At 58.3% G+C, this 26,607-nt stretch carries 19 protein-coding genes and 1 tRNA gene; 14 read left to right on the top strand and 6 right to left on the bottom strand.

The features are described 5' to 3' along the window. The first annotated feature begins 12 nt into the window (after nt 1–12). A complete protein-coding gene (gene murJ / locus VM554_09560; GenBank protein ID HVJ08620.1) occupies nt 13–1,593 on the top strand; it encodes a murein biosynthesis integral membrane protein MurJ in 1,581 nt (526 codons plus the stop codon). 103 nt (nt 1,594–1,696) lie between these two features. Here murJ and VM554_09555 read toward each other — a convergent pair whose 3' ends face one another. Next, nucleotides 1,697–2,209, bottom strand: a complete 513-nt coding sequence (locus VM554_09555) for a polymer-forming cytoskeletal protein (protein ID HVJ08619.1) — start codon at nt 2,207–2,209, stop codon at nt 1,697–1,699. Between the two features lie 285 nt (nt 2,210–2,494). On the opposite strand from VM554_09555, the gene VM554_09550 reads away from it, so the two are divergent. The 7 genes from VM554_09550 (at nt 2,495) to VM554_09520 (ending at nt 13,294) form a co-directional block, all read left to right on the top strand. Then, nucleotides 2,495–5,110 (top strand): VacB/RNase II family 3'-5' exoribonuclease, encoded by a 2,616-nt coding sequence (locus VM554_09550; protein HVJ08618.1) that lies wholly within the window; start codon nt 2,495–2,497, stop codon nt 5,108–5,110. A gap of 125 nt (nt 5,111–5,235) precedes the next feature. Then, entirely contained in the window at nt 5,236–5,508 is a 273-nt protein-coding gene (locus VM554_09545) for an oxidative damage protection protein (protein HVJ08617.1), read from the top strand. A 176-nt stretch (nt 5,509–5,684) separates the two neighbouring features. Further along, nucleotides 5,685–5,761: transfer RNA gene (locus VM554_09540), tRNA-Pro, on the top strand. 286 nt (nt 5,762–6,047) lie between these two features. Then, nucleotides 6,048–7,247, top strand: a complete 1,200-nt coding sequence (locus tag VM554_09535) for a tetratricopeptide repeat protein (protein ID HVJ08616.1) — start codon at nt 6,048–6,050, stop codon at nt 7,245–7,247. A 195-nt stretch (nt 7,248–7,442) separates the two neighbouring features. Then, complete coding sequence (locus tag VM554_09530) at nt 7,443–11,255, top strand: carboxypeptidase-like regulatory domain-containing protein (GenBank protein ID HVJ08615.1); 3,813 nt, start codon at nt 7,443–7,445, stop codon at nt 11,253–11,255. A 154-nt stretch (nt 11,256–11,409) separates the two neighbouring features. Continuing rightward, nucleotides 11,410–12,636 (top strand): tetratricopeptide repeat protein, encoded by a 1,227-nt coding sequence (locus VM554_09525; protein HVJ08614.1) that lies wholly within the window; start codon nt 11,410–11,412, stop codon nt 12,634–12,636. Between the two features lie 382 nt (nt 12,637–13,018). Beyond that, nucleotides 13,019–13,294: a hypothetical protein gene (locus VM554_09520; protein HVJ08613.1), complete on the top strand. Its 276-nt coding sequence runs from the start codon at nt 13,019–13,021 to the stop codon at nt 13,292–13,294. 36 nt (nt 13,295–13,330) lie between these two features. On the opposite strand, the gene VM554_09515 is transcribed toward VM554_09520, so the two are convergent. Continuing rightward, nucleotides 13,331–13,843 (bottom strand): MerR family transcriptional regulator, encoded by a 513-nt coding sequence (locus VM554_09515; protein ID HVJ08612.1) that lies wholly within the window; start codon nt 13,841–13,843, stop codon nt 13,331–13,333. Between the two features lie 115 nt (nt 13,844–13,958). Beyond that, entirely contained in the window at nt 13,959–15,098 is a 1,140-nt protein-coding gene (locus tag VM554_09510; protein ID HVJ08611.1) for an NADH:flavin oxidoreductase/NADH oxidase, read from the bottom strand. Between the two features lie 204 nt (nt 15,099–15,302). On the opposite strand from VM554_09510, the gene VM554_09505 reads away from it, so the two are divergent. Further along, complete coding sequence (locus VM554_09505; GenBank protein HVJ08610.1) at nt 15,303–15,941, top strand: hypothetical protein; 639 nt, start codon at nt 15,303–15,305, stop codon at nt 15,939–15,941. 243 nt (nt 15,942–16,184) lie between these two features. Here VM554_09505 and VM554_09500 read toward each other — a convergent pair whose 3' ends face one another. After that, a complete protein-coding gene (locus tag VM554_09500) occupies nt 16,185–16,613 on the bottom strand; it encodes a cytochrome c (protein ID HVJ08609.1) in 429 nt (142 codons plus the stop codon). A 300-nt stretch (nt 16,614–16,913) separates the two neighbouring features. On the opposite strand from VM554_09500, the gene VM554_09495 reads away from it, so the two are divergent. The 4 genes from VM554_09495 (at nt 16,914) to VM554_09480 (ending at nt 20,640) form a co-directional block, all read left to right on the top strand. Continuing rightward, the gene (locus VM554_09495) at nt 16,914–17,531 is read left to right on the top strand and encodes a hypothetical protein (GenBank protein ID HVJ08608.1); all 618 of its coding nucleotides are present in this window, start codon (nt 16,914–16,916) and stop codon (nt 17,529–17,531) included. A gap of 84 nt (nt 17,532–17,615) precedes the next feature. Further along, entirely contained in the window at nt 17,616–18,191 is a 576-nt protein-coding gene (gene pyrR / locus VM554_09490; GenBank protein ID HVJ08607.1) for a bifunctional pyr operon transcriptional regulator/uracil phosphoribosyltransferase PyrR, read from the top strand. Between the two features lie 86 nt (nt 18,192–18,277). After that, entirely contained in the window at nt 18,278–19,339 is a 1,062-nt protein-coding gene (locus VM554_09485; GenBank protein HVJ08606.1) for an aspartate carbamoyltransferase catalytic subunit, read from the top strand. Further along, nucleotides 19,336–20,640, top strand: coding sequence for a dihydroorotase (locus VM554_09480; GenBank protein ID HVJ08605.1), 1,305 nt, complete (start codon nt 19,336–19,338; stop codon nt 20,638–20,640). Before VM554_09485 ends, VM554_09480 begins: the two co-directional genes overlap by 4 nt. 90 nt (nt 20,641–20,730) lie before the next feature. Here VM554_09480 and VM554_09475 read toward each other — a convergent pair whose 3' ends face one another. Further along, nucleotides 20,731–21,948 carry a glycine C-acetyltransferase gene (locus VM554_09475; protein ID HVJ08604.1) on the bottom strand — a complete coding sequence of 406 codons (1,218 nt, stop codon included), beginning with the start codon at nt 21,946–21,948 and terminating at the stop codon, nt 20,731–20,733. Nucleotides 21,949–22,184: 236 nt separating this feature from the next. On the opposite strand from VM554_09475, the gene VM554_09470 reads away from it, so the two are divergent. After that, nucleotides 22,185–23,885, top strand: coding sequence for a trehalase family glycosidase (locus VM554_09470; protein HVJ08603.1), 1,701 nt, complete (start codon nt 22,185–22,187; stop codon nt 23,883–23,885). 107 nt (nt 23,886–23,992) lie between these two features. Here the strand turns inward: VM554_09470 and VM554_09465 are convergent, their stop codons facing one another. Further along, nucleotides 23,993–26,524, bottom strand: coding sequence for a hypothetical protein (locus VM554_09465; protein HVJ08602.1), 2,532 nt, complete (start codon nt 26,522–26,524; stop codon nt 23,993–23,995). Between the last annotated feature and the right edge of the window lie 83 nt (nt 26,525–26,607).

Below are 26,607 nucleotides of genomic sequence, written 5' to 3'. Positions count from 1 at the left end.
TATAATCGGGGCTTGGACACAATTTCTCAGCGAGAATCCGGCAGCAGGGCATCTGCGCTTGCCGTGGCTGCGGGCATTCTGCTCAGCCGCCTGGTGGGACTGGTACGCGAGCGCGTCTTTGCCCATTACTTCGGCAACTCCGATGCCGCCGATGCCTTCCGCGCTGCTTTCCGCATTCCTAATTTTCTGCAGAACCTTTTTGGCGAGGGTGTCCTTTCGGCGTCGTTCATCCCGGTGTATGCGCGATTGAACGCGGAGCAGCGGCACGAAGAATCCTCGCAACTGGCCGAGGCCGTGTTTGCACTGCTCTTCTTCGTGACCTCGCTGCTGGTTGTCGCGGGAGTCTTTGCCACTCCCTGGCTCATCGACCTGATCGCTCCCGGCTTCCACGGGGAGAAGCGGTTGCTGACGATCCGGCTGGTCCAGATCCTCTTTCCCGGGGCGGCGCTGCTGGTTCTCTCCGCGTGGTGCCTGGGAATCCTCAACAGCCATCGCAGATTCTTTCTTTCGTACGCGGCTCCCGTCATCTGGAACGTTGCCATCATCGCGGCCTTCTTCTGGCAGGGAGGGCGTCAGTCCCAGAATCGCCTGGCGGTGATCATCGCTCTGGCCTCGGTCGTGGGCAGCGGATTGCAGTTTCTGATTCAGTTGCCGACCGTGCTGCGATTTCTGTGGCCGCTTCGCCTGCAACTCAAGTTCGCGTCAGAGCATGTGCGTACCGTAGCCAAAAACTTCTTTCCCGTCTTCCTCAGCCGCGGAGTGGTACAGATCAGCGCCTACATCGATTCCTGGCTTGCCAGCTTCCTGGGTACGGGAGCCGTGTCGGCGCTGGGCTACGCGCAGACGCTGTATACCCTGCCCGTAAGTCTCTTCGGCATGGCCGTCTCCGCTGCTGAGTTGCCAGCCATGTCCAGCACTCTGGGCACGGAGGACGAGATTGCGGCCACTCTGCGCCAGCGGCTTGCCCTGGGCCTGCAGCAAATTGCTTTCTTCGTGGTTCCTTCGGCTGCCGCCTTCCTCTTGCTGGGAGATGTGGTGGTGGCGACCATCTATCGCTCCGGCCACTTCAGCGGGGCAGACGTGGTCTTCGTGTGGGGCGTGCTTGCTGGTTCCGGCGTGGGGCTGTTGGCCAGCACCTCCGGACGCCTGTACTCCTCGGCATTCTATGCGCTGCGGAATACGCGTACGCCGCTCAACTTTGCCATGGTGCGGGTGGCGCTCACGCTGGGCCTGGGATATTTCTTTGCGCTGCCCTTGCCGCGACTGCTGCATATCGACCAGCATTGGGGTACTGCTGGGCTGACTCTATCTGCGGGGATTGCCGGCTGGCTGGAGTTTCTTCTGCTGCGCCGGGCACTGCACAAGAACATCGGCAAGGTGCCCTACTCCGGCAGTCGCATCGCGCGGCTGTGGATCGCGGCGGTTCTGGCCGCAGGGGTGGGATATGGCATCAAACGCGTGCTGCCCTTCCACTCCGCTTTGCTGATTGGGCCATGCGTTCTCGTCCCCTTTGGACTGGTCTATCTTGCGGTTACCCATCTCCTGGGCATTTCCATGCCTGGGACACTCTCCCGCATTCTGCGCCGCCGATAGAGGAGCGGCTGAGACTTGTGGTGCTTTCTAGCAACGGTGCAGCCAAAAAACGTAAGGCCCCGTGGCGGACGGGGCCTCATACGATTGTCAGAACGCCCTGAATTTACAGGACCTTGACGGGTTCTGCTGCTGGGGCGGAGGCGTTTGCCGCGGCCTTCTCTGGTGCACCGGGCTTGCGAATATCAATGCCGCCCTTGAAGAAGGCGCCATCCTCGATGCTGATTCGTTGCGCAATGACGTCGCCAGAGAGGGATCCCTCACTGCGGATGTCCACGCGGTCGGAGGCATTCACGTTGCCCCGCACTTTCCCAAGAACCACAATCTCCCGGGCAGTGATGTTGGCGGTTACCTGGCCATTTCGGCCAACCGTAACGCGATTGCCGGGCAAATTGATGGTGCCGTCCACCTTCCCGTCGATATACAGCGACTCCGAGCCGGTTACCTCGCCTTTAACCACCAGGCTCTTGCCGATCGTAGCCTGGTCGGCAGCGGCTGGCGCAGCGGCGGGCGTGCGGACGCTGGGTGCCTCATACGTGGGTGTTGGTGGCACAGCCGGGCGTACTGGCTCAGTGCTCGGTGGCTGGGAAGAATTGCCGGATTGGTTCGGTTTCCACATCTTTATCGTATTTCCTTTCTTCTTCTCAGAATGGCTCCTGCACTCCCCGGGAAATCTTCGCCCGCTCGGGACATACATTCAATGGAAGCCCAAAAACTGGATACAATCATTGCGTTCCAGAGTCAACCCCGGGAACCCTATGGCAGGATGGTACTCCTACCCGGCCGTGCTTTAGGTGCCGTTATCTGAATCTTAAACACTCATCGCGCCAAATTGCACGCGGAGAGGAATCTTTTCTGGTTCCGGGTGCCCGCGTACCATGGAGTAGACAGCCCTCAATTTCCCATGACCGATCGTGAACTGATTCACCGAATCCAGCGATCCGCAGGCCAACGCGCGGGTTACAAACAACTTGTACGGGAGATGGGGCTGGGCGGTGGCCGGGAACGGCGCCTGCTGCTGGAGCATCTGGCCCGTCTGACGGCCAGCGGACAATTAATAAAGCTTGATCGCGAACAGTGGGGCCTTCCCCGCGAGGTGACGACGCGGGAAAACCTGGCCGCCGGGAAGCTCGATCTGCATCGCGACGGTTACGGCTTCGTTCGGCCGGAGGTCAGGCAGGCCAGCGGCAACGAGGATATCTTCATTCCTCCGAATGAGATCAACGGAGCCATGCAAGGGGACCAGGTGCTGGTTGAGGTCGCTCCCCCGAAGCAGGATGGCCGCCGCATGGGGCGCATTGTCCGCATCCTCAGCCGCAAAAACCCAACCGTGGTCGGAATTTTCCACTATGGCGGAGGTTTCTCCGAGACGCGGCGCGGCTCCTTTCGCGGAAGCTATGAGCCGCGTGTTCCCGGCAACTACGTCACGCCCTTCGACGACCGGATGACGCAGCCCATCCTGATCGCGCCTGGCGACGAAATTATGGCAACAGCACCGGCGGATACGCCGAATCGCGTGCTGGGAAAAGAAGCGCATCTGCTGCTGGAGGAAGAGGAGGGCGATCTTGAGGGGCTGGTGGTCGACGTCGAGATCACGGACTGGCCTACTCTCTCGAAGCCTCCGCGCGGACGCGTGATCGAGGTGCTGGGCGAGCGGGATGCCTTTGGCGTCGACGTCGAAATCATGATCCGCAAGCATCATCTGCCGCACGTGTTCCCGGCAAATGTGCTGGCAGAGGCGAAAGCTGTTGCTCATCTCGATGTGGCAGAGATAGCGCGGCGCCGCGATTTTCGCGAGCTTCCCATCGTCACCATCGATGGCGAGACTGCACGCGACTTCGACGACGCTGTGCTTGTGACGGAACGTAACGATGGCGGTTACGAATTACAGGTGCACATCGCGGATGTCTCCGAATACGTGCGGGAGGGGACTGATCTGGATCTTGAGGCCCGTCTGCGTGGCACCTCCGTGTACTTCCCGGATCGCGCAGTCCCTATGCTGCCGCAGGAGCTGTCTACCGATATCTGCAGCCTGCGCCCCAATGAAGACCGGCTGGTGCTCTCCTGCCTGATGCAGATCGATGCGCAGGGCGAAGTCGAGAGCTACGAAGTCTGTAAAGGAGTCATTCGTTCTGCGCAGCGCATGACTTATACGCAGGTGCACGCGATTCTCGAGGGTGATCATGCCGTGCGCGCGCAGTTTGCTCTGCTGGTCGAGGACTTCGAACGCATGAAGACCCTGGCTCTGCTGCTCAATCAAAAGCGGCAGCGGCGCGGTTCGATTGACTTCGATCTGCCGGAGCCAATCATTGAATTTGATCAGTTTGGCGCGATGAAGAGCATTGTCCGTGCCGAGCGCAACTGGGCTCACCGCTTGATCGAGGAGTTCATGCTATCCGCCAATGAGTGTGTTGCAAGCTGGCTGGAAGATCTCGGTGTGCCGTCGATCTATCGTATTCACGAGAAGCCGGAGCCGCGGCGCGTGGTGGAGTTTGAAGACGTCGCGGCGGGCTTTGGTTACTCGCTCGGCTTCGGCGCACTGCCCGTCAAGCGAGTTCAGATGAAGTCCGATCGCCGCCAGCAGCACGGGCGAGGAAAGAATCCGCGTATGCATGAGATTCCCGAAGACATTCCGGTAACCCCGCGGATGTATCAGAAGCTGGCGATGAAGATAGCAGGCACTCCGGAGGAACGCATCGTCTCCTACCTGATGCTTCGCTCGCTCAAGCAGGCTCGCTATAGCGAGAAGAACGAAGGTCACTTCGCGCTGGCTGCCCCAACGTATACGCACTTTACCTCGCCGATTCGCCGCTATCCTGACCTGATCGTGCATCGCATCGTCAAGGCCGTTCTTACCGGCGTGGAAGGCCACGGCAGCATGGAGAAGAAACGCGCGTGGAGTCCATGGACCCATCCCAACGAAGGCGCTGCGCCGCGTCCCCACGCCAGGCCGCGGGAGAGTTTTGTCTTCGCGCACAATCCTCCGATTCCGGAGCCGGAGCTTGCGGCCATCGCGCAGGAGTGCAGCCAGACCGAACGCCGCGCCGATGACGCCGAGCGTGAGTTGGTGGAGTGGAAGAAGATCAAGTTCATGCAGGATCGCGTGGGCGAAGACTTCCACGCCATGATCCTCAACGCGACCAAGTACGGATTGTTCGTCGAGCTGGATGATTTGTTCATCGAGGGCCTGGTGCCCATCGACACGCTGGCCGGCGATCGCTTTACGTATAACGAGAACACGCGCCAGATTCTTGGTGACCGCAGTGGGCGGCGTTATTCGGCTGGGGATCGCGTACGCGTCGTGCTCGACCGTGTAAATGCAGTCGAGCGCAAACTGCAGTTCGCATTGCTTGAAGAGGGCGGAGGTGCAGGTTCCGCCAAGCCCAGCCGTGGCGGAAAAGCCAAGGCCAAGCCGAAGCGCAAGTCGCGGAATGAAAAGCGCCGCTCGCCATCGGCGCGGGGCAGCGTGAATCGCAAGGGAAAGCCCGAGGGCAAGAGGCCCAAACGGCGCAAGGGATAGCGGAGGTTCGAGCCGGGTTTCGCCTGTGAGCCGTACCTCTCTTACAATGGGGAGGAAGAACCAATCACCGCAAGTTCCGATCCGCACGACGCTGCGGGCTGGCGCTGCATCTTGAAAGGATTCCGATGGCACACATGGTTGTTTGCGCGCGTTATAAACAGGAGATGGAGGGGCTGGATGAACCGCCCTTCGACAGCGAACTCGGCAAGAAGATCTACGAAAATGTCTCCAAAAAGGCGTGGCAAGATTGGGGCGACCACCAGAAAATGCTGCTGAACGAATATCGCCTCCAGCCCTGGACCAAGGAAGCACAGTCTTTCCTGGTGGATCAGATGCAGGAGTTCTTTTTTGGCGGCGGCGGAGCAAGGCCGAAGGAATACGTTCCTCCCAGCGCGTAGTTTGCTTTTCGGGCCATTTTTGTCGCTATCAGGGCATGGCCCCTATAGCGGCACCATCGCGAAACGGCGTTTGTGGAATCGCAGGATGCGGCACCGGGATCGCGGAGAGCAGTACCGGAGACCGGGCCGCTCGTGTACACTTAGCAGAAGAACCCCGCGCGTTTCGAGCGCGGTGTCGGGACGTGGCTCAGCCTGGTAGAGCGCACCCTTGGGGTGGGTGAGGTCGCTGGTTCGAATCCAGTCGTCCCGACCATTCATTCGACGCGACCCCTGCAATATCCGGTCGAATGGCTTCCAATCCAATGACCGTATCTGCAAGCTGTGGCAGTTTTCCTGCCCTGATTTCTTACTGATACCCCATCCTCGTCTCCTGCAAAACCAGTACCTTCCATCCGGCGGATCTCCGCTGGCTTGCCATGCGATGCTTCCTCGTGAAACTTATTGGAGTGGAACAAATCCTCGACGGAGAGACCGTTCGCACGGATGGTCGTATCCACACGTCCAATGTCCTTCGCCTGGGAAGAGGAGCTTTGAGCGCTATGGGTCTACGCAGGTGCGTGAAATTTGTGTTTCTTGGCGCGATTCTTGCCTTCGCGGCGGTCCCCGGCCAGTGCCGCTCCGCAGGGCAGGGTCCTACTGCGGCGCTCTCAACCCGCTATCAGCAACTGAAAGAAGCAAGCCGGCTGATTGCGGCGGGACAACTCGCCGCAGCGGATTCTCTTCTGCTGCGGATTCTGCGGGATTACCCGAATGAGGCCCGGGCAATTGATCTTCAGGGGGTGATTCGCGCCGAGCAAGGCGATCTCTCTCAGGCTGAAGAGCGCTTTCGCCGCGCCATTGAAATCGATCCGACAATCGCAGCGGCGCATGGGAACCTCGCACACTTGCTCCATACAGAGCATCGCGATCAGGCTGCGATGGAAGAGTATGAAGCAGCACTGACACAGGAGCCTGCGAACACTGCGGCGAAGGCCGGGCTGGTGGAGATTGCCGAGCAGCAATCGCTGGCTGCTCGTAAGGCGGGAGACAATCATCAGGCGCTGGCCGTCTTAATCGAAGCCAAAAAGTACGCTCCTCATGAGCCGCGCATCTTGTTTGATTTTGGCCTGATGGCACTGGAAACGGGATTCAACCGCGATGCCGAAGCTGCCTTGCGGGAGGCGCATACCCTGGAGCCTGAAAACCTGAATTATCTCTACGGACTTGCCCGCGCAGAGATCGAGCTACAGCAGATGCCGGAGGCGGAACGCCTGATGCGCCAGTATCTGAGCCGCATGCCAGACGACGCGACGGCTCACTATGGGCTGGGACGTGTTCTCCAGATGCTGGAACGAAATGCGGAAGCAAAGCCGGAATTCACGCGTTCCATTGCTCTGCAGCCCGAGCAGACCGAGGCATACTTCCAACTGGGACAGATCGATCTGGACGAGGCAAACTTTGCGTCAGCGACCCAATACTTCGAGAAGGCTCTCTCCTTCAATCCCAAGCATGCCGGGGCTCTCACGAGTCTTGGCATCGTTGCTTACCGGCAAAAAGACTATGCAAAAGCCGAAAAATATCTGAAACCGGCTGTGGAAGCGGCTCCCACCTATCAGCTTGCGCACTACTACTACGGGCTCGCGCTGGGAAAGCTCGGCGAGAAAGAAGCTTCGGAGAAGGAGTTGAGCATCTCCTCCCGGCTGATCGAGGAAGAGCACGCGCAGAAGAAGAGCTACCTGCAGCTACAGACCGCTCCTTAGAACCTAGGCCAAATTGGCAGACGGTTCCGGCTCTGGTGGGGAATTTTTAAGTGGAGGCTGCGGCGGCTGCATTATTCCGTTGACGAATGCTGGTCTCGCATCTTAGCATCCATTCCGCGCCAAAATCGCGCAGTTTCACCTCTCAAAATAGACTCACTGTCTCCAAAAAATGCGGTTTTTTAGGGGGATCTAAGGATGACGACAAAAAATTATCAAGCGATGGTAAACGTTTCCTGCGTAAATGTTTACCCGAGCGCCACCATGGCACCGGAGCATGGCGCGCGTGGCAGCACAGGCGGGAGACTGCTGGCTAGCCCATTTCAAAACTCTTCCCGGAAAGGAAAACGTTTACATGCCGCAGCCCGAGTCCTGGCAATAATTTTCTGCCTCCTCGCAACCTTCGCCACCGCCAATGCTCAGGTCAACCAGGGAGCAATCTCGGGTGTGGTGGAAGATGGCACCGGAGCGCTGATCCCGAACGCCAAGATCACCGCGGTTGAGGTCAACTCCGGCAGCAAATATGAGACGGTTTCCACCAGTTCGGGCTCATACCGTCTCCCCAACGTCAACATTGGCACGTACAACATCACCACCGTCGCGTCCGGCTTCAGCACAGCGAACAACACGGGAGTGGTGGTGCAAGTGGGAACGACCACAGCCTTGACCATCAGCCTTCGCGTCGGAGCTGTGAATGAAACAGTCACCATCGTCTCCGACGCTCCGACGATTCAGACCGAGAGTTCGGATGTGGGCGGCGTCATCACGCCAAAGCAGGCGTTAGATCTTCCTCTCAATCTGAATGGCAGCGTCGTGAGCGGCATGCGTTCCCCGGAAGCGTTTGTCTTCCTGATTCCAGGAACGTCCGGACCTGGGACAGCCAACGGCAACGGCGGAACCTTTGAGTCAAAGATTTCTGGTGGGCAGAACTATTCAACGGAAGTCCTATTGGATGGGGCAAGCACCTTCCGTTCGGAGAATGGTTCGTCTTTTGACGAGACATCTCCCTCCGTTGAAGCTCTCTCCGAATTCAAAGTCACCACCTCGACCCTACCCGCAGAGCTGGGGCGTACAACCGGCGGTGTGGAGAGTTTTAGCACCAAGGCGGGAACCAACTCCTATCACGGAGTTATCTACGATCTCTACAAAAACGAGGCGCTCGACGCCAACAACTGGGGAAACAATCTCTATCTGGCGCATTACACCACGGCTGCCGCACGGGCTCCGTACCAACGCCCCAAGGACAAGAAGAACGACTATGGGTTAACCATGGGCGGCCCCCTGGTCATCCCCAAGCTCTACAACGGCAGGGATAAGACTTTTTTCTTCTTCTCCTGGGAGCAGTATCGGCAGACGACTGGCGGGACCACCATCTCCACGGTACCGACGGCTCTGATGCGCCAGGGCGATTTCAGCGAGACACTGACCAACCACATCGTAGACACGAATCCATGCAATGGTCAGCCGGTATATCAAGGCCAGATATTTGACCCGAAGACGACGACAACGACGGCCAGCGGTGCACTCTGCCGTACGCCTTTCCCGGGAAACAAAATTCCCGCCGGCTACGTGCTGGATAGCAACTCCGCAGCCGTCGCAAAGAATATCCTCGCGTTCTATCCGGCCCCCCAATCCTCGGGATTGACCAACAACTTCGCGTATAGCTGGTCCTTCCCCATTCTCGATACTTCGATGACGGTTCGCGTCGACCAGAATCTGACATCGAAGCAGAAGTTGTATTTCACCTTTAACTCTCGTGACAACACGCGCACCTCGACTACGCCTGCATTTCCTTCGGCGGCTGGCGCCGGGCGCTCGCAGGATTTCTTTACCCACTACATTCGCGTTGGTTATGACTACGCGGTGACACCTTCCATGCTCAACCACCTGAATGTTGGTTACAACCGTACCAACAGCAAGAACACAGGAGCGGGCGTACGATACGGCGGCGGGTGGGATGCGAAGCTGGGTATCGCTAACGGTGGCGGAAGAACATTCCCTGCGATCAATGTCGATGGAGTGCATGGCCTGGGGGATAACGTAGACGGTGACACCATCGACAACGGCTACCGCCTCAACGACACCTTCAATTGGGTGAAGGGGAAGCACGACTTCAAGTTTGGTGTTGATCTTCGATATCAGATTTACAATCCCCTCTCGGATGCCGGAGCAAGCGGAACCATCAACTTCAACAACTTCACCACCGCTGGAACGGTTCCGAGCAATGGTCTTAGCGGAAACGGTTTTGCCAGCTTGCTCCTCGGCCAGCCCGGGTTCGGTGGGTTGACGGCCTATGCCGGCCAGCCCAAGTTCCTGTCGCCGTACTATGGAGTCTTTTTCGAGGACAGCTACAAGCTCACTCCGACGCTCACGATTAACTACGGTCTGCGTTGGGATGTTGATATCAGCCGGCGTGAATCGCACGACAACATGTCGAATATCGATCTTAAGGCGACCAATCCGGATGCTGGAGGTCTACCCGGCGCGCTGGTATTTGCTGGCAAGGGAGCAGGGCGGACCGGCAGGACCAGCGAAAGATGGGTTGACACCTGGTACAAGGACTTCGGGCCGAGACTTGGTTTCGCCTGGTCTCCGAAGATGTTCGATAACAAGACCGTCATTCGCGGTGGTGGCGGCATCTTCTATGCTGGCCTGCTCTGGGCGGATTTTGGTGGTTTTCTCCGGACAGGTTTTCAGGGGAATCCGGCTTTCTCCAGCCCTGATGGCTTCAATCCGGCGTTCAACCTGGGAACAGGATTTCCCGCCTATACCAAGCCGCCAAACCTGAGTCCGTCTCAGGTCAATTTCCAGACTCCTGGCTATGTCGATCGTTCCTATGGCCGGCCTGGAATGGTGAATAACTGGAGCCTGGAAATTCAACAACAGGTGGCAACGGATTTAATCCTCGACGTTGCTTATGTTGGCCAGCGTTCCACGCATCTGCGCTCTACGTTTGACAATGTCAACTCCATTACCCCAGACAAATTTGCTCTGGGCAATCTTCTCGCTGCTCCTGTGGGCTCGCCTCGTGCCATTGCGGCAGGCATCAAGCTGCCCTATCTGGGCTATCCCACGGGACAATCCGTAGGTCAATCGCTGCGTCCCTATCCGCAGTTCTTCAACTTCAACACCGATTGCTGCCTGGAGAATCGTGGACAGGCCGGCTTCAATGCACTGGAGACGTCCTTGCAACGGCGTTTCCGCGATGGCCTCAACCTGCTCGCGTCCTATACCTGGTCCAAGACTCTGACCAATGCGGACAGCGCGCTGCCTGCCTTCTCTTCGTTCCACGGTGGCGGGCAAATCCAGAACCCCTTTGATCCCAAGGGAGAAAAGGCCATCAGCAATCAGGACACTCCGCATACGTTTGTCCTGAGCTATCTCTACGAATTGCCAGTTGGAAAGGGAAAGAAGTTCCTCTCGAAGGGTGGCATCGTGGACAAGGTGGTTGGTGGATGGCAGGTAAGTGGCGTCCAACGCTATCAGTCGGGACAACCGCTGTCCTTCTACTGCGCAACGGGAGTGCCGGCTTTTGATGGGTGCATTCGTTACAGCCGCGTGGAGGGGCAACTGCTCACCAGTAAGGCTGTACGCGCAGGGCACTTCAATCCTGCTCTGCAGCCCGCGGTGTTCGGTGCAGATCCCTATAACGCTCTAACCAACCCGGATCCCTATCGCTACTTCAACTATCAAGCGCTGATCGATCCAAATACGCCAAGTACAGTCACCAGTCGCGGTTCCTATGCCTTCGGAACGCAACCTCGAACTACGGGTGAGGTCCGAAGCTTCCGGTATCTGAGTGAGGACTTCAGTATTCAAAAAACCACGCACATCACAGAAAAGGTCAATGTCCGTTTCCAGATGGATATGATCGATGCCTTCAACCGTCACATCTTCAACCGACCGAACTCTGGGGGGCCGAACGACATCTTCAGCTTTGGATATGTCGATCCAACCTCCATGGTCAACGGTCCGCGAAATATCCAGTTCCTGATGAAAATACAGTACTAACCGCATGTACTTCACCCATGGCCGCCTCGAAAGTGGCGGCCATTTTTTTGGCGCTCCAGTGTGCGATTGAATCTGGACACCACACCTGCAACTGCTCAGAGTTACCATGCTTGCTGAATCGAATGAAAACGGAGGCAGCCAGGGAATGCAGCGAATGCGACGAATGTTTAGAAAAGGGCGTTTCTACACGAGAGCTGCGTATCGTCTGCGCCTCTTCCAGGCTCTGTGCCTGCCCTTCCTCTTGTTGCCTCTGATCGGGCTTGCCCAATCCCGCACAATCACCCCTGCGGCTGAACAGGAGATGCGTCTTGGCACCGACGCAATGCACCAGGGCAATCCGGATGAAGCATCCAGGCATTTTGCCGAAGTGACGCGGCTATCTCCCCAGTTCGCAGGAGGGCATTTCAATCTTGGGCTGGCTCGGGAGCAGCAGGGTAAGTATGAAGAATCGATCAGCGCCTTCCACTCCGCGCTGAAGTTGAACCCCGGCCTGCGAGGCGCCCACATGTTTCTTGGGATCGCCTATTACCGGTTGAATGATTACCCTCATGCTCTTGAAGCAATCCAGCGCGAAGTCAAGGTCAGTCCCCATGACCCTAAGGCTTTTATGTGGGAGGGAATTATTGAATTAGGAATGGACAAGTCGGAACTGGCAGCCGAGTCTCTCGACCAGGCAGCCAAGCTGGCGCCGCAGGATATCGACATCCTCTATCATCGCGGCCGCGCTCATCTGCTGGTCTCCAAAGACAGCTACGACGAGATGTACAAGGTAGACCCGAATTCTTTTCGAGTACACGAGGTATTGGCTCAGGCCTATGCAGAATCCGGCCGCTCGATGGATGCCGTGGCCGAATACCAGGCGGCGATCAAGCTCGCTCCCGATGAGCCTGGACTCTATCTCAAACTGGGAGACGTGTATCTGGAACTGACCCAGCTTGAAAAGGCAGAGGACGCCTATGCAAGCGAGGTTCACCGGGACCCGCATAACATGACAGCGCTCTATAGCCTGGGCAGCGTGCGGGTCCAGCGAGCTCACTACGAAGAGGCTGTCCCCCTTCTGCGAGAGGTTCTCGCCAGCATTCCTGAGAATACCGGGGCGCACTACTATCTCGCGATCGCCTACACCAATCTTGGGCAGAACATTCCTGCTGAAGAGCAGTTCAAGCAGGCCATCGCCAGCAGTCCGCGCAGCGAGTTGGCGCAACAGTCCTACTACCAGCTCTCCAGGCTATATCGCTCGATGCAGAGGATGGACGACTTCCGAACCGCCATCGCTCAATTCCAGCAGTTGAAGGAGGAGCGAGACTCGGAAAAGTCTCGGAAGCTGGAGGAGCGTATGAAGGCCCATAAGGAAGCTGGAAAAGATTCGGCTGAAAAGTGAGGAGTCCGCTGGACCTTTGCCTGGCCAGCCATCAACGGCTCTCGACCGTGCGCTTCCGCCGGCGCGCTTTTCTAGCCTGCGCCAGGTACAGTGCGAGCATGACTCCGCCGTAGGTCCGTTCATGGCAATTGCGGCAGCGAATCGGATACTGGAGCAGTGCTAGCCTCTCCAGGTCCTTCCAGCGAAAGCGAGAGAGTCGAAAGTTTGACGATGAGCAGTTGGTACAGATCATGTTCCGCTCCTCATTGCCGACCGGTGCTTCTTTTGACACCGTTCCGACTTTTTTTACACTAGCACCTTTTCGTTGACGGAAGATGTCTGATCTACGCTACAGTTAGGAAGCATTCAGCCTGAGCTGACAGAATGCAAACGTGGAGAGTCTATGGCCTGGGACGTTTCTTTCACTTGCGATATTTGCGGCAAGAAGAAGGGCGAGAGTAATCACTGGTGGATGATCATGCTGGGGGAAGTTCCCTGCTGGGAAGACGACCAGCCAAATCAGCGATTTACGCTCTTTCCGTGGAACGCAGCAGAGAGTCGTAATTCCGAGATGTACCACGTCTGCGGTCAGGGATGCGCCATGCAGGCCATGGAACGATTTATGACCAATGGCACCATCGCCGCGACTTCTGAAGCCGGGGCTGCGCAAGCTCGTTAGCGTTTTCCGCCAGGCCCTGTCTGGGTCAGACTTCGTTCAGTCTTCGAAGAGTTTGGCGGCAGGCGCCTGAAAGCGCTTTACGTTGCGCGTGCGCGTTTCGGGGGTATTGGGCGGGACCGAGAGGATGCCCAGCAGCTCACGGAGTTCGCGGCGCATTTGCTCCACAGGAACCGCTCGCTGTCCCTTGGTTGCACCTGCCGGCGCATCCTGTGGCTTCAGCACGATAGGCATCGCGGGCATGGGCAATTCCGGCTGGCCACCCTTGCGGCGTGATTCCGCCTGCAGGATCTGCCGGGCCCCCGCAATGGTGTAGCCCTCCTCGTGCAGCAGTCGCTTGATGCGAAGCGCCATCTCCACGTCCCGCTTGCGATAGAGCCGCTGCCCCGTCCCGCTCTTATTGGGGCGGAGTTGGGAAAACTCAGTCTCCCAGAAGCGCAAAACGTAGGCTTCCACAGCACAAAGGCGCGAAACCTCCCCGATCCTGAAGTAGAGCTTATCGGGGATTTCGGTCTTTACGGAAGCGCGTCGATTTGGCTGTTGATTCGGCATGATCCAGGCGTGACTCCGCCCCGAAGGGGCCGCGTCCACTGTGCAAAGTATAGGACACCGCTCCCCGGAGACGTAGCTTTCTTTTTGAGGTTGCCCTCGCTGGTTCCCGCTTCCGCTACTTAGCTACAAGGCTGGTAGTTGCGGACGACACAGGCTGGCGCTGCGTGGCGATGCCCTCCGCCGCGCGCAGATACTGTGGAGGCCATGCGATTGACTGCTTAAGTTCCACCGCCGCATGGAGAGGCCAATAGGGATCGCGCAGCAACTCACGCGCCAGCAATACCATGTCTGCCTGTCCGTTGAGCACGATCTGATCCGCTTGCTGGGCTGAGGTAATCATCCCGACCGTGCCGGTTGGGATCCCGCCTTCCCGCCGTATCCTCTCGGCGAACGGTACCTGGTAGCCAGGCCCAACTGGGATCTTTGCGTTGGGCACCACTCCTCCGGAGGAGGCATCGACCAGATCGACCCCATGGTCCTTCAGCAGGCGGGCAAGCTTCACCGATTCTTCAGTACTCCAGCCGCCCTCGACCCAGTCGGTGGCGGAGATTCGAATGAAGAGTGGCAGTTCCAACGGCCACTCCTGCCGCACCGCGTCCACGACGTTGACTACAAGGCGGGTACGATTTTCAAAGCTGCCGCCATACTCGTCGGTGCGATGGTTGCTGAGCGGCGAGAGGAACTGATGCAGCAGGTAGCCGTGCGCGGCGTGAATCTCCACGACGTCGAAGCCTGCCGCCAAGGCGCGGCGAGCCGCGGAAGCAAAGGCCTGAATGACGGTATCGATGCCGTTCCGGTCCAGCGCGATGGGTTCGGCATAGCCGGGCTTGAAAGCGATGGCGCTCGGAGCGACGACGTTCTCCCAGCCTCCTGCGGTGGGCAGAACGACATTGTCCCCCTGTGCGTCCCACGGACGGGATGTGCTTGCTTTGCGTCCCGCATGGGCCAGTTGCACCCCGGCCCGTACGCCCTGGCTGTGGATAAAGTCTACAATCCGGCTGAGCCCTGCTATGTGCGCATCTTTCCACAACCCCACATCCCACGGGCTGATGCGGCCCTCCGGCACGACGGCGGTAGCCTCCGTAATTACCAGTCCGGCGCCGCCAACTGCGCGGCTTCCCAGGTGCACCAGGTGCCACTCATTGGTAAATCCATCCTCGCTGGAGTATTCGCACATTGGCGAAACGGCGATACGGTTGGGAAAAGTAATATTGCGGAGCGTAAAAGGAGTAAATAGACCACCGAGTTCGTTCATGAGCGCCTCATAAATTGAAGGAATCCGCGGAAGAACCACAGTCCTGCCTACTCTGATGATTTCTCTGTAAGGAAGGTCGCATGGATTCTATGAAGCTGTGGCCCAGAAAGCGGCCTTGAACACGGCCAGAAGGAGCCAGGGAACCGTCCGGCTGCAGTACGCGTATCTAGGACGGTCGCACCTTGGAGCGTCAGGGGGAGTGGGATGGCCGATATTCAATGGTTCCTGCGCAGATCGAGCATTGTTCTGGCGGCAGGCTTGCTGCTGGCGACCGCCGCATGCAGCGTTCAGGTGGATCCATCGAAGGACGGGAAAGATAAGAACGTCAAGGTTCAGACGCCCTTCGGCAATGTGCAGGTCAAGACGAACGAAATGGCCGCTTCCGATGTCGGCTTGCCTGCCTACCCAGGCGCGACTTCAATTACCCGCCGTGAGGAGAAGAGCGGCGCTTCCGATGTCCAGATGGCCTTTGGCAACTGGCAGATGCGCCTGAAAGTGATCAAATACCATACGCCGGATTCCAAGGACCAGGTTTTGACTTACTACCACAAGGCGCTGGGCCGTTACGGCGATGTCGTCCAGTGCGAAGGGGCGAAGGCTGTGGGGGCTCCTGCGGTCACCCGCCAGGGCTTGGGGTGCAGTGAGCAGGACAGCGGCCCGCATGGCTCCCACTCCGCAGTCAACGCCGATGCATCCGCGCTGCTGAAAGCAGGGTCAAAGAAGCACCAGCATCTGGTGAGCATCGACAAGTCCGGCGGCGATGGGACGGACTTCTCTCTCGTGCTTCTGGACCTTCCTGCAGATGAGCCGCCAGGTAAAGACGAAGCCCGCGAAAGCAACTAGGGCCTGCTAACCTTGGCTGGGCGGCGGCTAAGTTCTGTCATCATGAGCCTCATTTAGTTTGTCTCTCTGAGCTTCATTTAGCTTTGTCATCCTGAGCGAAGCGAAGGATCTGCCTCACAGCGCAAAAATCGCGCCATCCTTCAAGACTGGATACCTTGCTGGGCTGGTTCGCTAACGTCGAAGGGCCATGGTGTGAGCCGTGGCCCTTCGACGTTAGCCTGCATAGGATCCGCAGTGCTCCAGCTATTGCTGTATCGTCTTCAGGTATCGCGTTAGATTGCTGATTCGCTGCTGTTCTTCGGCGGAGTTGGACCGATTCATGGAGTGAAGTACAGGTCCCCATACGGGCATATCCACGGAGCCGTGGGATGGAAGCTCTGACCCGAACCGAAGCACGCTGACGATGTGATCCTGAGGAAATTTATTGCCATTATTCTTGGCAAGCATTGTCAGGTCGGTTGGGTGTGTCTTGAGCGCTGCTGCCGCCGGACCGTTGCCTTTTCCATCTGTGCCGTGGCAGGTCGCACAGTAGGCTCCATACATCTCTTTTCCGGATACCGGTGATGTCGGTTTGACCGGAACCTTTTTCACACTATCCTGCTGCTGGGCCATTCCGAAAATGGCGGGTAAAAACAGGGCCGCCATAGCAAATACGAGTACATGTTTTGGCATGTGCCCTCCTTCCGGACGTGGATACTACACTATTCGCCCCAATTGCGCGATGTGACTGTGGTCACCTGCGAAATTCACGTTGAGAACAAGAGGATTAGTCGCCTTCAGGTCTCACTGTGCCCGGATTCTGGTGCAGAATCCAATCGCGATCCGCAATCGGCCAGCGGCGTCTGGTGATGGTTCATTGCTTTTGAGGATGCCGTGGGGTAGCTTCAAAGAGGAATGGAATCTCTTTGCCATCGTTGCGGGAATCCGCTGAGCGCCTCAGGCATGTTCTGTCCTCATTGCGGATCTCCGCAGTTGCGTCTGGAAGCGAGCGACGAAATGGAAGGCATGGCCTCCTCCCGCGAATTCACGGGCGAGGCGGAGCGCAGAGGGACTTCCTGGAAGCACGCCATTCGCTCGGCTCTCATTGTTGGTCTTCCCATGGGACTGCTGAGTTCTTCTCTGCTTCCTCTCTCCACAGGATCATTCCTGTGGCTTGTTGGCGGAGCGATGGCGGCGGTCGCGCTCTACCGAAGACGCTCCCAGGCGAGCTTCCTGAATCTGCGGACGGGCCTGCGGATTGGTGTTGTAGCCGGCATTGTGGCGGCGTTTTCTGCAACCGCCTGCAATGCGGGTGTTCTCCTCTTCCAGCGCCACGCGCTGCACATGAGCAAGGCCATTGACGACTCCATGGATGGCAATATCCGGGCTATGGTGGAGCAGATGGGCGGACGCATGGCCCAAACGACACCGGAAGCGCAGGCGCAGATCCGGGCTTATTTCCGCTTCCTGCTCTCACCGGATGGCAAGGCGTTTCTTAGCCTGACCAGCTCCGCCACAACCGCGCTCGGTATGATTCTTTTTGCCGCTCTGGGGGGAGTTCTAGGGGCGCGGATCTTCGCATCGCGGCGCAGTCCCCTCAGCAATTCCTAGCTAACTCCTCGTCGCTGGAATCGCAGTCTCCGCCCTTCCTCTTGCTCCACCGGCCCGGTGCTCGTATCATCCCGCCAGAGCCTTATGACAGATCAGACAGTCACACCTACCGCCGCCCTCCGCGAAAAGCACCGGATTATGTCCGCCTCGGAGATCGAGAGAACGCTCGTCCGCCTGGCGCACGAGATTGTTGAAAAGAACAACGGAGGCCAGAACCTTGGACTGGTCGGCATCAAGCGCCGCGGCGTTCCCCTGGCGGAACGGCTGGGCCGCCTGATCAGCAGCATCGAGAGGAAGCAGATCGACACGGGCATGCTGGATATTAATTTTTATCGCGACGATCTTTCCACCCGCGATCTGCGGCCTGTCGTCCGCCCCGGCTCTATCGGCTTCGATGTGGACGGCCGCAACATTATTTTGGTGGACGATGTGCTCTATACCGGGCGCACCGTTCGCGCAGCGCTCGATGCGCTCTTCGACCAGGGTCGGCCCCAGCGCGTGCAGTTGCTCGCCCTCATCGACCGTGGACACCGCGAATTGCCGATTGAAGCCAGCTTCGTGGGCCGCCTGGTGCAGACGACCGAGAAGGAGGTCATCGAGGTGAAGCTGCGTGAAATCGATGACGATGAGGAAGTATTGTTGATGGAGCGCATCGACTGAACTCCTGATCCTCGACTTGCTGAGGATCCATAACCGCGGCAGTAACGAAATATAGACTGGACTAAAGCAACCAGCCAGGCATCCGAATGTCGAAAAGCAAAGAACCGTTCAGCCCTTCGTCCCTGCAATCTGCCACCTCAGGCGTTACCAACCGCGTTGCCGGATCGGTCCTGTCCGTCAAGGACCTGAGCCTCGACGACCTCAACTCCGTGCTGCACTTCGCCACCGTGCTGGAGAACGAGGACCCGCTGCTCCGGAGCAGGAGGCTGGCCAAGCGCCGTGTCGCGCTGCTCTTCTATGAATCCAGCACGCGCACGCGAACCTCCTTTGAACTCGCAGCCAAGGCCCTGGGCGCCGACACCGCATTGATCAGCTCGTTGTCGTCCAGTATTGAGAAGGGCGAATCGCTCAAGGATACCGGCATCACCCTGCGGGCACTTGGGGCGGAAAGCATCATTCTCCGCCATCTCTCGTCGGGCGCTCCTTATTTGCTGGAGGCATCCACTGGCCTGCCCATACTCAACGCCGGAGATGGAATGCACGAGCATCCCTCGCAGGCGCTTCTCGATCTGCGCACCATGCTGACGCGATTGTTCGGCGCGGAGAAAGCCTCTGCGGTAAACGAGAAGACTCTGGATGGGGTAACGGTTTCGATTGTGGGCGATATTTTTCATAGCCGGGTTGCTCGCTCCAACGCGCTGCTGCTTCCCCGTCTTGGCGCCAAAGTGGTGTTCTGCGGACCGGTGCCGCTGCTGCCGGAGGTGGCTGCTGCCATTGGCCCCGGCATAGAGATCGAGCGCGACTTCGAGCGTGCCCTGGCTCGCTCCCAGGTCGTCATGATGCTGCGCATTCAGGCCGAGCGCCTGGCTGGCCTGCACCTTGATCTGGAAGAGTACAAGACGCGCTATCAGCTAAACCTGGAACGGCAGGCTGCCTATGCTCCCCATGCCGTTCTGCTGCACCCTGGGCCCATCATCCGCGGGCTGGAGCTTACGGCCGAGGTAGCCGATGGGCCGCAATCCGCCATTGCCGAGCAGGTACGTCACGGCGTCGCCATCCGCACGGCCCTGGTGCTGCGAGCGCTCGAAAAGGGAAAGCTTGAATCACCAGAGAAAGCAGCGAAGTCTGCGAAAGGAAGCCGCGCATGAAAACGATTCTGATCAAGGGCGGTCGCGTGATCGATCCCGCATCTTCGCTGGATGCCGAGTTCGACGTGCTTCTGCGCGGCGGCAAGGTAGCGGCCATCGAGGCACCCGGCAAGCTGAAGGGGAACAAGGACGAAGAGATTCAGGTGATCGACGCCAGGGGACTGGTGGTTGCGCCCGGGCTCGTCGATATTCACGTTCACCTGCGCGAGCCAGGACAGGGTTACAAGGAGACCATCGCGAGCGGCACGGCGGCTGCCGCGGCAGGTGGATTCACCAGCGTGTGCGCTATGCCGAATACCATTCCCGTCAATGACTCTCCTGAGACCACCCGCTGGATGCAGAGTGCGGATCGGGGAGCTGTCGTTCGCGTCTTTCCCATTGCCGCGGCAACGCGAGGCAGTGCCGGCGAAGCGCTCTCGGAGTATGGATCGCTCAAGGCTGCCGGGGCGGTGGCTGTCACCGATGACGGCAAGCCCATTCTGAACGATGCAGTGATGCGGCAGTCGCTCGCGGCTGCGGCTCGTGCCGGGCTTCCTGTGATTCAGCACGCCGAGGATACCCGCCTCACGGTGAACTGCTCCATGAACGCCGGGCCGATGGCGTTCGCTCTGGGGCTGCGTGGAATGCCGGTCGAAGCGGAATCAGGGTTGGTGGACCGCGACATTCGCCTGCTGGCTGAGTTCAAGGACGCACGTCCTCACCTGCACGTCGCACATGTTTCGACGGCTGCGGCTTTGGAGTCGATAGGCCGCGCACGACGGAATGGTTTGCGGATTACCTGCGAAGTGGCTCCCCATCATTTTTTGCTGACGGAAGAAGCGGTTGGCCTCTATAACACCAACGCCAAGATGAATCCGCCGCTACGCTCGGCAGCCGATCGCGATGCCATGGTCGCAGGCATTCTCGACGGCACCGTGGATGCTATCGCCACCGATCATGCGCCGCACGCAACGCACGAGAAAGAGCAGGAATTCGAGCGCGCACCAAATGGCATTACGGGGCTGGAAACGGCGCTGGGTTTGTCGCTGTCATGGTTACATAAGACCCACAAGCTGCCGCTTACCCGTGTGATCAGTCTGTTGAGTACACAGCCTGCTGCCGTGCTGGGGCTGAAGGGACGAGGCAGCCTTGCGGTCGGCAGCTTCGGGGATGTGGTCCTCTTTGATCCTGCAAAGGAGTGGGTCTTCGAAGCCAGCCAGTCCAGATCGAAATCGAAGAACACGCCGTTCGATGGCGTTACGATGCTGGGCAAGGTGCATACCACGATCAGCGAAGGCCGCGTGGTCTTTGCCGCGGAGTAGAGTCCTCATCCGGCCTGTGGCAGGATTTCAGGATTGAAAGGAAGCGCGGCCTCTTCGTCAGCCAGGAGCCGCGCTCCATCCTTTGTACCTCTACCCTAAAATGCCAATTTTCCGGGCGACGCGTTCGATCGTTTCGAGCGCCTGGTCGAGCTGCTCTTTCTTGTGCTCGCTTGTCATGATGGTGCGAATCCTTGCCTTGCCCTCCGGCACCGTTGGGAAGGCAATCCCCGTAGCCATTACACCCTCGTCGAAGAGTGCTTTCGAGAAGTCCATCGTCAACCGGCCATCGCCAACTATGATGGGCGTGATCGGTGTTTCGCTTGCCGGAGTAGAAATGCCGCCGATGTCAAAGCCGGAGCGGCCCAGCTCTGTCTTGAAGTAGCGAGTGTTCTCCCACAGCCGGTCAATGCGTTCGGGCTCGGTCTCCAGCAGGTCGAAGGCGGCGATGCATGAGGCCGCAACCGATGGTGGGTGCGAGGTGGAGAAGAGGAACGGGCGGGCACGATGATAGAGATAGTCAATCAAATCCCGCGAGCCGCAGACATAACCGCCGAGTGAGCCGATGGCTTTGGAGAGAGTCCCCACCTGCACATCCACGCGCCCGTGGCAGCCAAAGTGGTCTATGCTGCCACGTCCGTTGCGCCCCAGCACGCCGGAGGCATGCGCATCGTCAACCATCATGATGGCGCCATAACGCTCGGCCAGGGCCGCCAGCTTATCGACGGGGCCGATGTCGCCATCCATGGAGAAGACTCCGTCGGTGATGATCAGCTTGTGGCCCGGCTCGTTTTCGAGCTCGCGCAGAATCGATTCGCAGTGGGCCACGTCCTTGTGGCGGAAGACCTTGACCTTGGCGCGTGACAGCCGTGCGCCGTCGATGATGCTGGCGTGGTTCAGCTCGTCGGAGAGGATGAAGTCCTCTTTACCAAGGATCGCAGAGACGGTGCCGGCATTCGCTGTGAATCCGCTCTGGAAGACGACGCATGCTTCAACGTTTTTAAAGCGGGCAATCTTCTCTTCCAGTTCCATGTGGATACTCATGGTCCCGGCGATCGTCCGCACCGCACCGGAGCCGACGCCATACTTGCGCGTCGCCTCAATGGCTGCCTCTATCAACTTCGGATGTGACGTCAGCCCCAGATAGTTGTTGGAAGCGAGATTAATTACCTTCTTGCCGTCATAGGTGCAAACCGGGTTCTGCATATCCTCCAGCACGCGCAGGCGGAAGTGTGTGCCCTTATGCTTCAGCTCATCGAGCTGTGCGGTAAGGTACTGTAGCTGCGGACGCCGGGAGAGAAGAGTACTCATTTTCGAATGCCTCCATCGTGCATAAAGCACGAACTGAAAATGATACCGCGTTCACGGAGACGAGGCGAACGCGCATTGCGAGCCGCATCCCTTCGGCCTCTCGACACACGCGCCTCTCAACACTCTTGCTGCAGCTTCTTCTGCGCCGATGCGCTCCTTTGCGGTGAAGGCGCGGCGAGCTACCGTGGCGCGTGCGATTTGCGATAGACTCAGAGCGTTTGAGCAGGGAGTTCCTCATGCGGCATTCGCTTCGTTTTCTTCTCGTCGGCATTGTAGCCGTCAGCCTCAGCCAGCCACTCTATCCCCAGTCTGTCCTTGCTCCTCCTGCAGCGGAAGCGCCGCGAAAGACTGTCGAGGATGCAGCCTTACTCGACTACATTCAGAAGGCATGGGACACCCTGTCGCGTTCGATGAGCGATTGCAATTCGCTGGTTGATCCCAAGGTCACGACCACGCCCATCCTCTACCTTCCCGCCGGGATGGAAACGCCGTCGGATGTGGTCGCCATGCAGCAGCATTGCAAGGTCGATGTGGAACACCTGCCGAATAAGATCACTCACATGGGCGATGTGTCCGTCTCCTCAATCCCGCGCCCGGGGCTGCTGTATCTGCCCAACCGCTATGTAGTTCCCGGCGGCCGGTTCAACGAGATGTATGGGTGGGACAGCTTCTTCATCATCCGCGGCCTGGTGGATGATGGCCGCGCTGGTCTCGCGCACGGCATGGTGGAAAACTTCTTCTTCGAGATTGAAAACTATGGCGCCATTCTCAACGCCAATCGCACCTACTTTTTCACCCGCTCGCAACCTCCACTGCTCAGCTCCATGATCCAGGCTGTGTATGATGCCGAGAACAAAAAAGACGCGCCAAAGGCAAAGGCATGGCTGCAGCGGGCCTATGGTTACGCGGAACGGGATTACTCCCTGTGGACCCATGAGCCACACCTGGCAGGAAAGACAGGCCTGGCGCGTTACACGGATATCGGCGCGGGTCCAGTGCCGGAGATGGCCGATGACAGCCAGTATTATCCCGATGTCATCCGCTGGCTGGTTGCTCATCCGGATGTGCATACGGATTATCTGCTGCGTGCGCCGGAGGATCCTACCGCGGAGCAGGCGGAGACGCTGGCCAGGAGCAGTTGCGATGTTCGCACCTCCAGCGTCTGCGCTCATGCCTACGCCGATGGAAATCGTCTGACCGCGAACTTCTATGCTGGGGACCGCGCAATGAGGGAGAGCGGATTCGATCCGAGCTTCCGCTTCGGTCCCTTCAGCGGCTCGACTGAAAACTATGCGCCGATCTGTCTGAATAGCCTGCTCTATAAGTACGAATTGGATATGGCGCGGTTTGCCCGCCTGCTGGGCAAGAGCAGCGATCAATCCAAATGGCTGGCACGCGCGAGGGCTCGGCACGCGGCAGTCAACCGCTATCTATGGAATCCGGCGAAAGGCATGTACTACGACTATGATTTCGTAGCCGGAAAACAATCGACATATAACTACATAACTGCTTTCTATCCCCTGTGGGCTGGGCTTGCTTCGAAGCAGCAGGCGGCGCAGGTGGAGAAGCATCTCTCTGTCTTTGAACACGCAGGTGGATTGGCGATGAGCGACCACGACTCCGGCCTGCAGTGGGACCTGCCCTTCGGCTGGGCGCCTACAAACTGGTTCGCAGTCGAGGGGCTTGCCACAGCCGGCTACTACGCCGACGCTGCGCGAGTCTCGCGAGAGTTTATGCAGATGGTGCGGCAGAACTTTGAACGCGATAAGACTGTAAGGGAAAAGTACAACGTCGTAACTGGATCGACGACGGTGAATCTATCGGCAGGCTACAGGAGCAATGTCGTCGGATTTGGCTGGACGAATGCGACCTATCTCGAGATGAAGCAGTTACTAAGTGCGAGAGGCGCGCATGCGGCAACTGCTGCTGCTCACTAGCGCGCCCCCGTGGTTTGATTCACTGCTCGGTTACTTTACTGCTTAGTTTCTCTGCTGCTCAAACGGTGCCGGCAAAACCGGACGATTTCTAAGTCCGGTTTTTGCGGTTACCAGTGGAACGTGACAGTCTTCTCGACGTATCCGTCGCCGGGTCCGAATACAACCTGCAACTTCCGCAGAGATGCATTGCCTTCGCTGGGAGCTTCCACGCCATCCATCTGAACTTTTGCTTTTCTGTCGTTCATGCGAAGAAAGATGGTCTGGTGGCTCAGTGCAGGTGCGGAGAGCTTCAGCGTCAGCGAATTTGCAGCAGCCTGCTGGTCGAGTACTTTCATCTGTTGCGTGGCTGATCCTGGCTGAGGCAGGCCGTGAGAGATTCCCACCTCCACTGCCGGCAGTGGAATGCGAAGCACCCCATTCACCAGCTTTGCTCCGTTTGCACGGGAAGCAAGAGCGATCGCTGGATTTGTAGTCTTCGTAATCCGAACAGCCAGGCTACTTCCTTCGCGCGTCATCGCGAGATCCAGGTTGTCCTTGCCCAGCGGGATGTGATGCAGCTTGGCCTCATCCCAATCCGCTGGCAGGCTGGGAGTTACCTTTAATGCCTTGGCCGCAGCATTCCACTCCACTCCGAAGAGTCCCCGCATCACCGGTGAGATCACCATCGCAGACGACCATAGTTGATGAGAGGTGCTGCGTCCGAGCGGTGCGAAGTATTCTCCAGAGAGCAATTCCGTCACCGCGCCGGGATCCTGTGCCCAGGTTAGATCGGCGTTCTGCATCAGATGCGTGTAGCCTGAGAGACTGCGCCCATTGCGGTATTCCGCGAGTGACACCCACCCGGTAAACAGCGGCCACACCGTGCCCTGGTGATAACTGATCGGATCGTAGAAGCTGACCGTAGGACTAAGATCGCGTGTGCCCCAATCGGTTGAAAATTCGCTGGATGCCCAGCGAGACATCATCGGTTGCGCATGCTGCAGAGCATAGCTGCCATCCCAGGACGCTACTGCCGGATAGATAGTCGGGCTGGGATCGGTGGTGCCGTTCGCATTGCGGCTGAAGGCGTAGAAGCTTCCTCCAGGAAGCAGATATTCCTTCTCGATCTGCTCTCCAATGTGCTTTGCTCTTGCCTCGGCATCCTTGCCCAGTTGCGTGTGGCCGGTGGTCTGCGCAAGATGCGCGAACGCTGTGCTTGCCTGTTGATCGAGTGCCGCCAGATAGATCTCCTGGTGCGGCATCCCCGGTGGCCAGGACTCCACCCATCCCGTACCTTCCGTGTTTTCGTAGATGCCATCGCCATCGGAATCGTGCGAGCTTTCAAATTTCCAGGCTTTCTGTAACTCGTCCCAATGCTTCTCTACGAATTCCTGATCGCCGCTGACTCGCAGGTAGTCGTCGACAGCCATCAGCAGTAAGAGAGTGGAGTCAGCGGAGGCATAGGCATAGGGCTGGCTCTTCCAGTCAAATAGGTTGGCGCTTTGCGACCACTCGTGCGGGATCTTACCTTCAGGACTCTGACGCTTCAGCAAAAACTCAAGCTCATTGCGTGTCAGCGAGTAGTCTCCATAGCTGTTCACCGCGTAAAGGCTCCATAAGGAGTCGCGGCCAAAGTACCAGCCAAATCCGGGTCTTGATGAGTCTCCCGAGGTGTAAAAGCCCGCGACCAGCGCCGTCTCCGCATGCGATGGAGTTACTTCTACGCGCAATTGGTTGATGGCTGTCTCAGCCCATCGAAATGCTTCGTTTAACTTTGCATCCGGCGTTTCAATGCTCAGGTGATCCTGGAGAAACGTCGCGTAGTAGCTCTGCGTATCGCGGTACATCGTCTGCACAGAGGCTTGCTGCTCTTGCAGCTTTTTTGCCAGCGCGGAGTTCGTTAACTCCGTCGCTGAATCCGCTGTCACCATGAGCAGGGGGAATATCTTCTGCGTATCGCGAGAAGGATCAAAGTGCAGCACGAATTGCAGAGGATAGGTCTTTGGACGTTCCTGATACGGCGGCAGAATGCCGGGCTCCGCATTCGGCATGGCGATTGCGGCGCCATGATCCGGAGTCGTCAGGTGCAGCACATAGTAGCCGCTGTCTCCGGTCTTCACCCAATCCGTCGTGGGGCGGTCGTCGGAAAGCGCCGGCCACATCCGCTTCATCTCCGGCGTCAAGTTGAAGGTGAGCGTCATCGGCCGTACTGCTTCTATCTGGTACAGCACCAGCGCGCCTGCTCCCTCCGGCGCATGCTGCGGAGTGACAAATGTTTCGCGAATGGTGAAGTTAGCGTGGGAAAACGTAATCGTCGTGTGATCCGGTTGAACGTCGAGGTTTGACGCTAATTCGTTGACGTCGATCGGTACGGCATAATCCTTCATCTCCGCCGTGATGCGCATGTTGCTCAGGATCTTCCAGGGAAAGATCCATGCTTCATACGTGCCGTCCTGCTGTCCTAGAAGGGCGCCCCGCGGTCCGGTAACGGTAAAGGGCCGGATGGGGAGCACGGTGCTTCGAAGAGAAATCTGTTCTGCGGTGGCAAGCGGGAAGGAGGCGACGGGCCGTAGCGGAGCCGGTTGCGGAGCCTCGCTTGTCTGTGCGTTCAGCGAAAGCGCACAAAGGAAAAGAAGAGAAGAAAAGAAGTACTTGTTCATGCAATCCTCATACCCACAATCACTGGTGCATTGCCGTCTCTAGGCCAGTTGTCGCATTCGAAGTTACAGGCCGGAGGTGGACG

This window comes from Acidisarcina sp., from assembly GCA_035539175.1.
Lineage (GTDB): Bacteria > Acidobacteriota > Terriglobia > Terriglobales > Acidobacteriaceae > JANXZS01.
The sequence above is the reverse complement of the archived record's forward strand: the minus strand, read 5'-3'. Positions and strand labels throughout refer to the sequence as shown.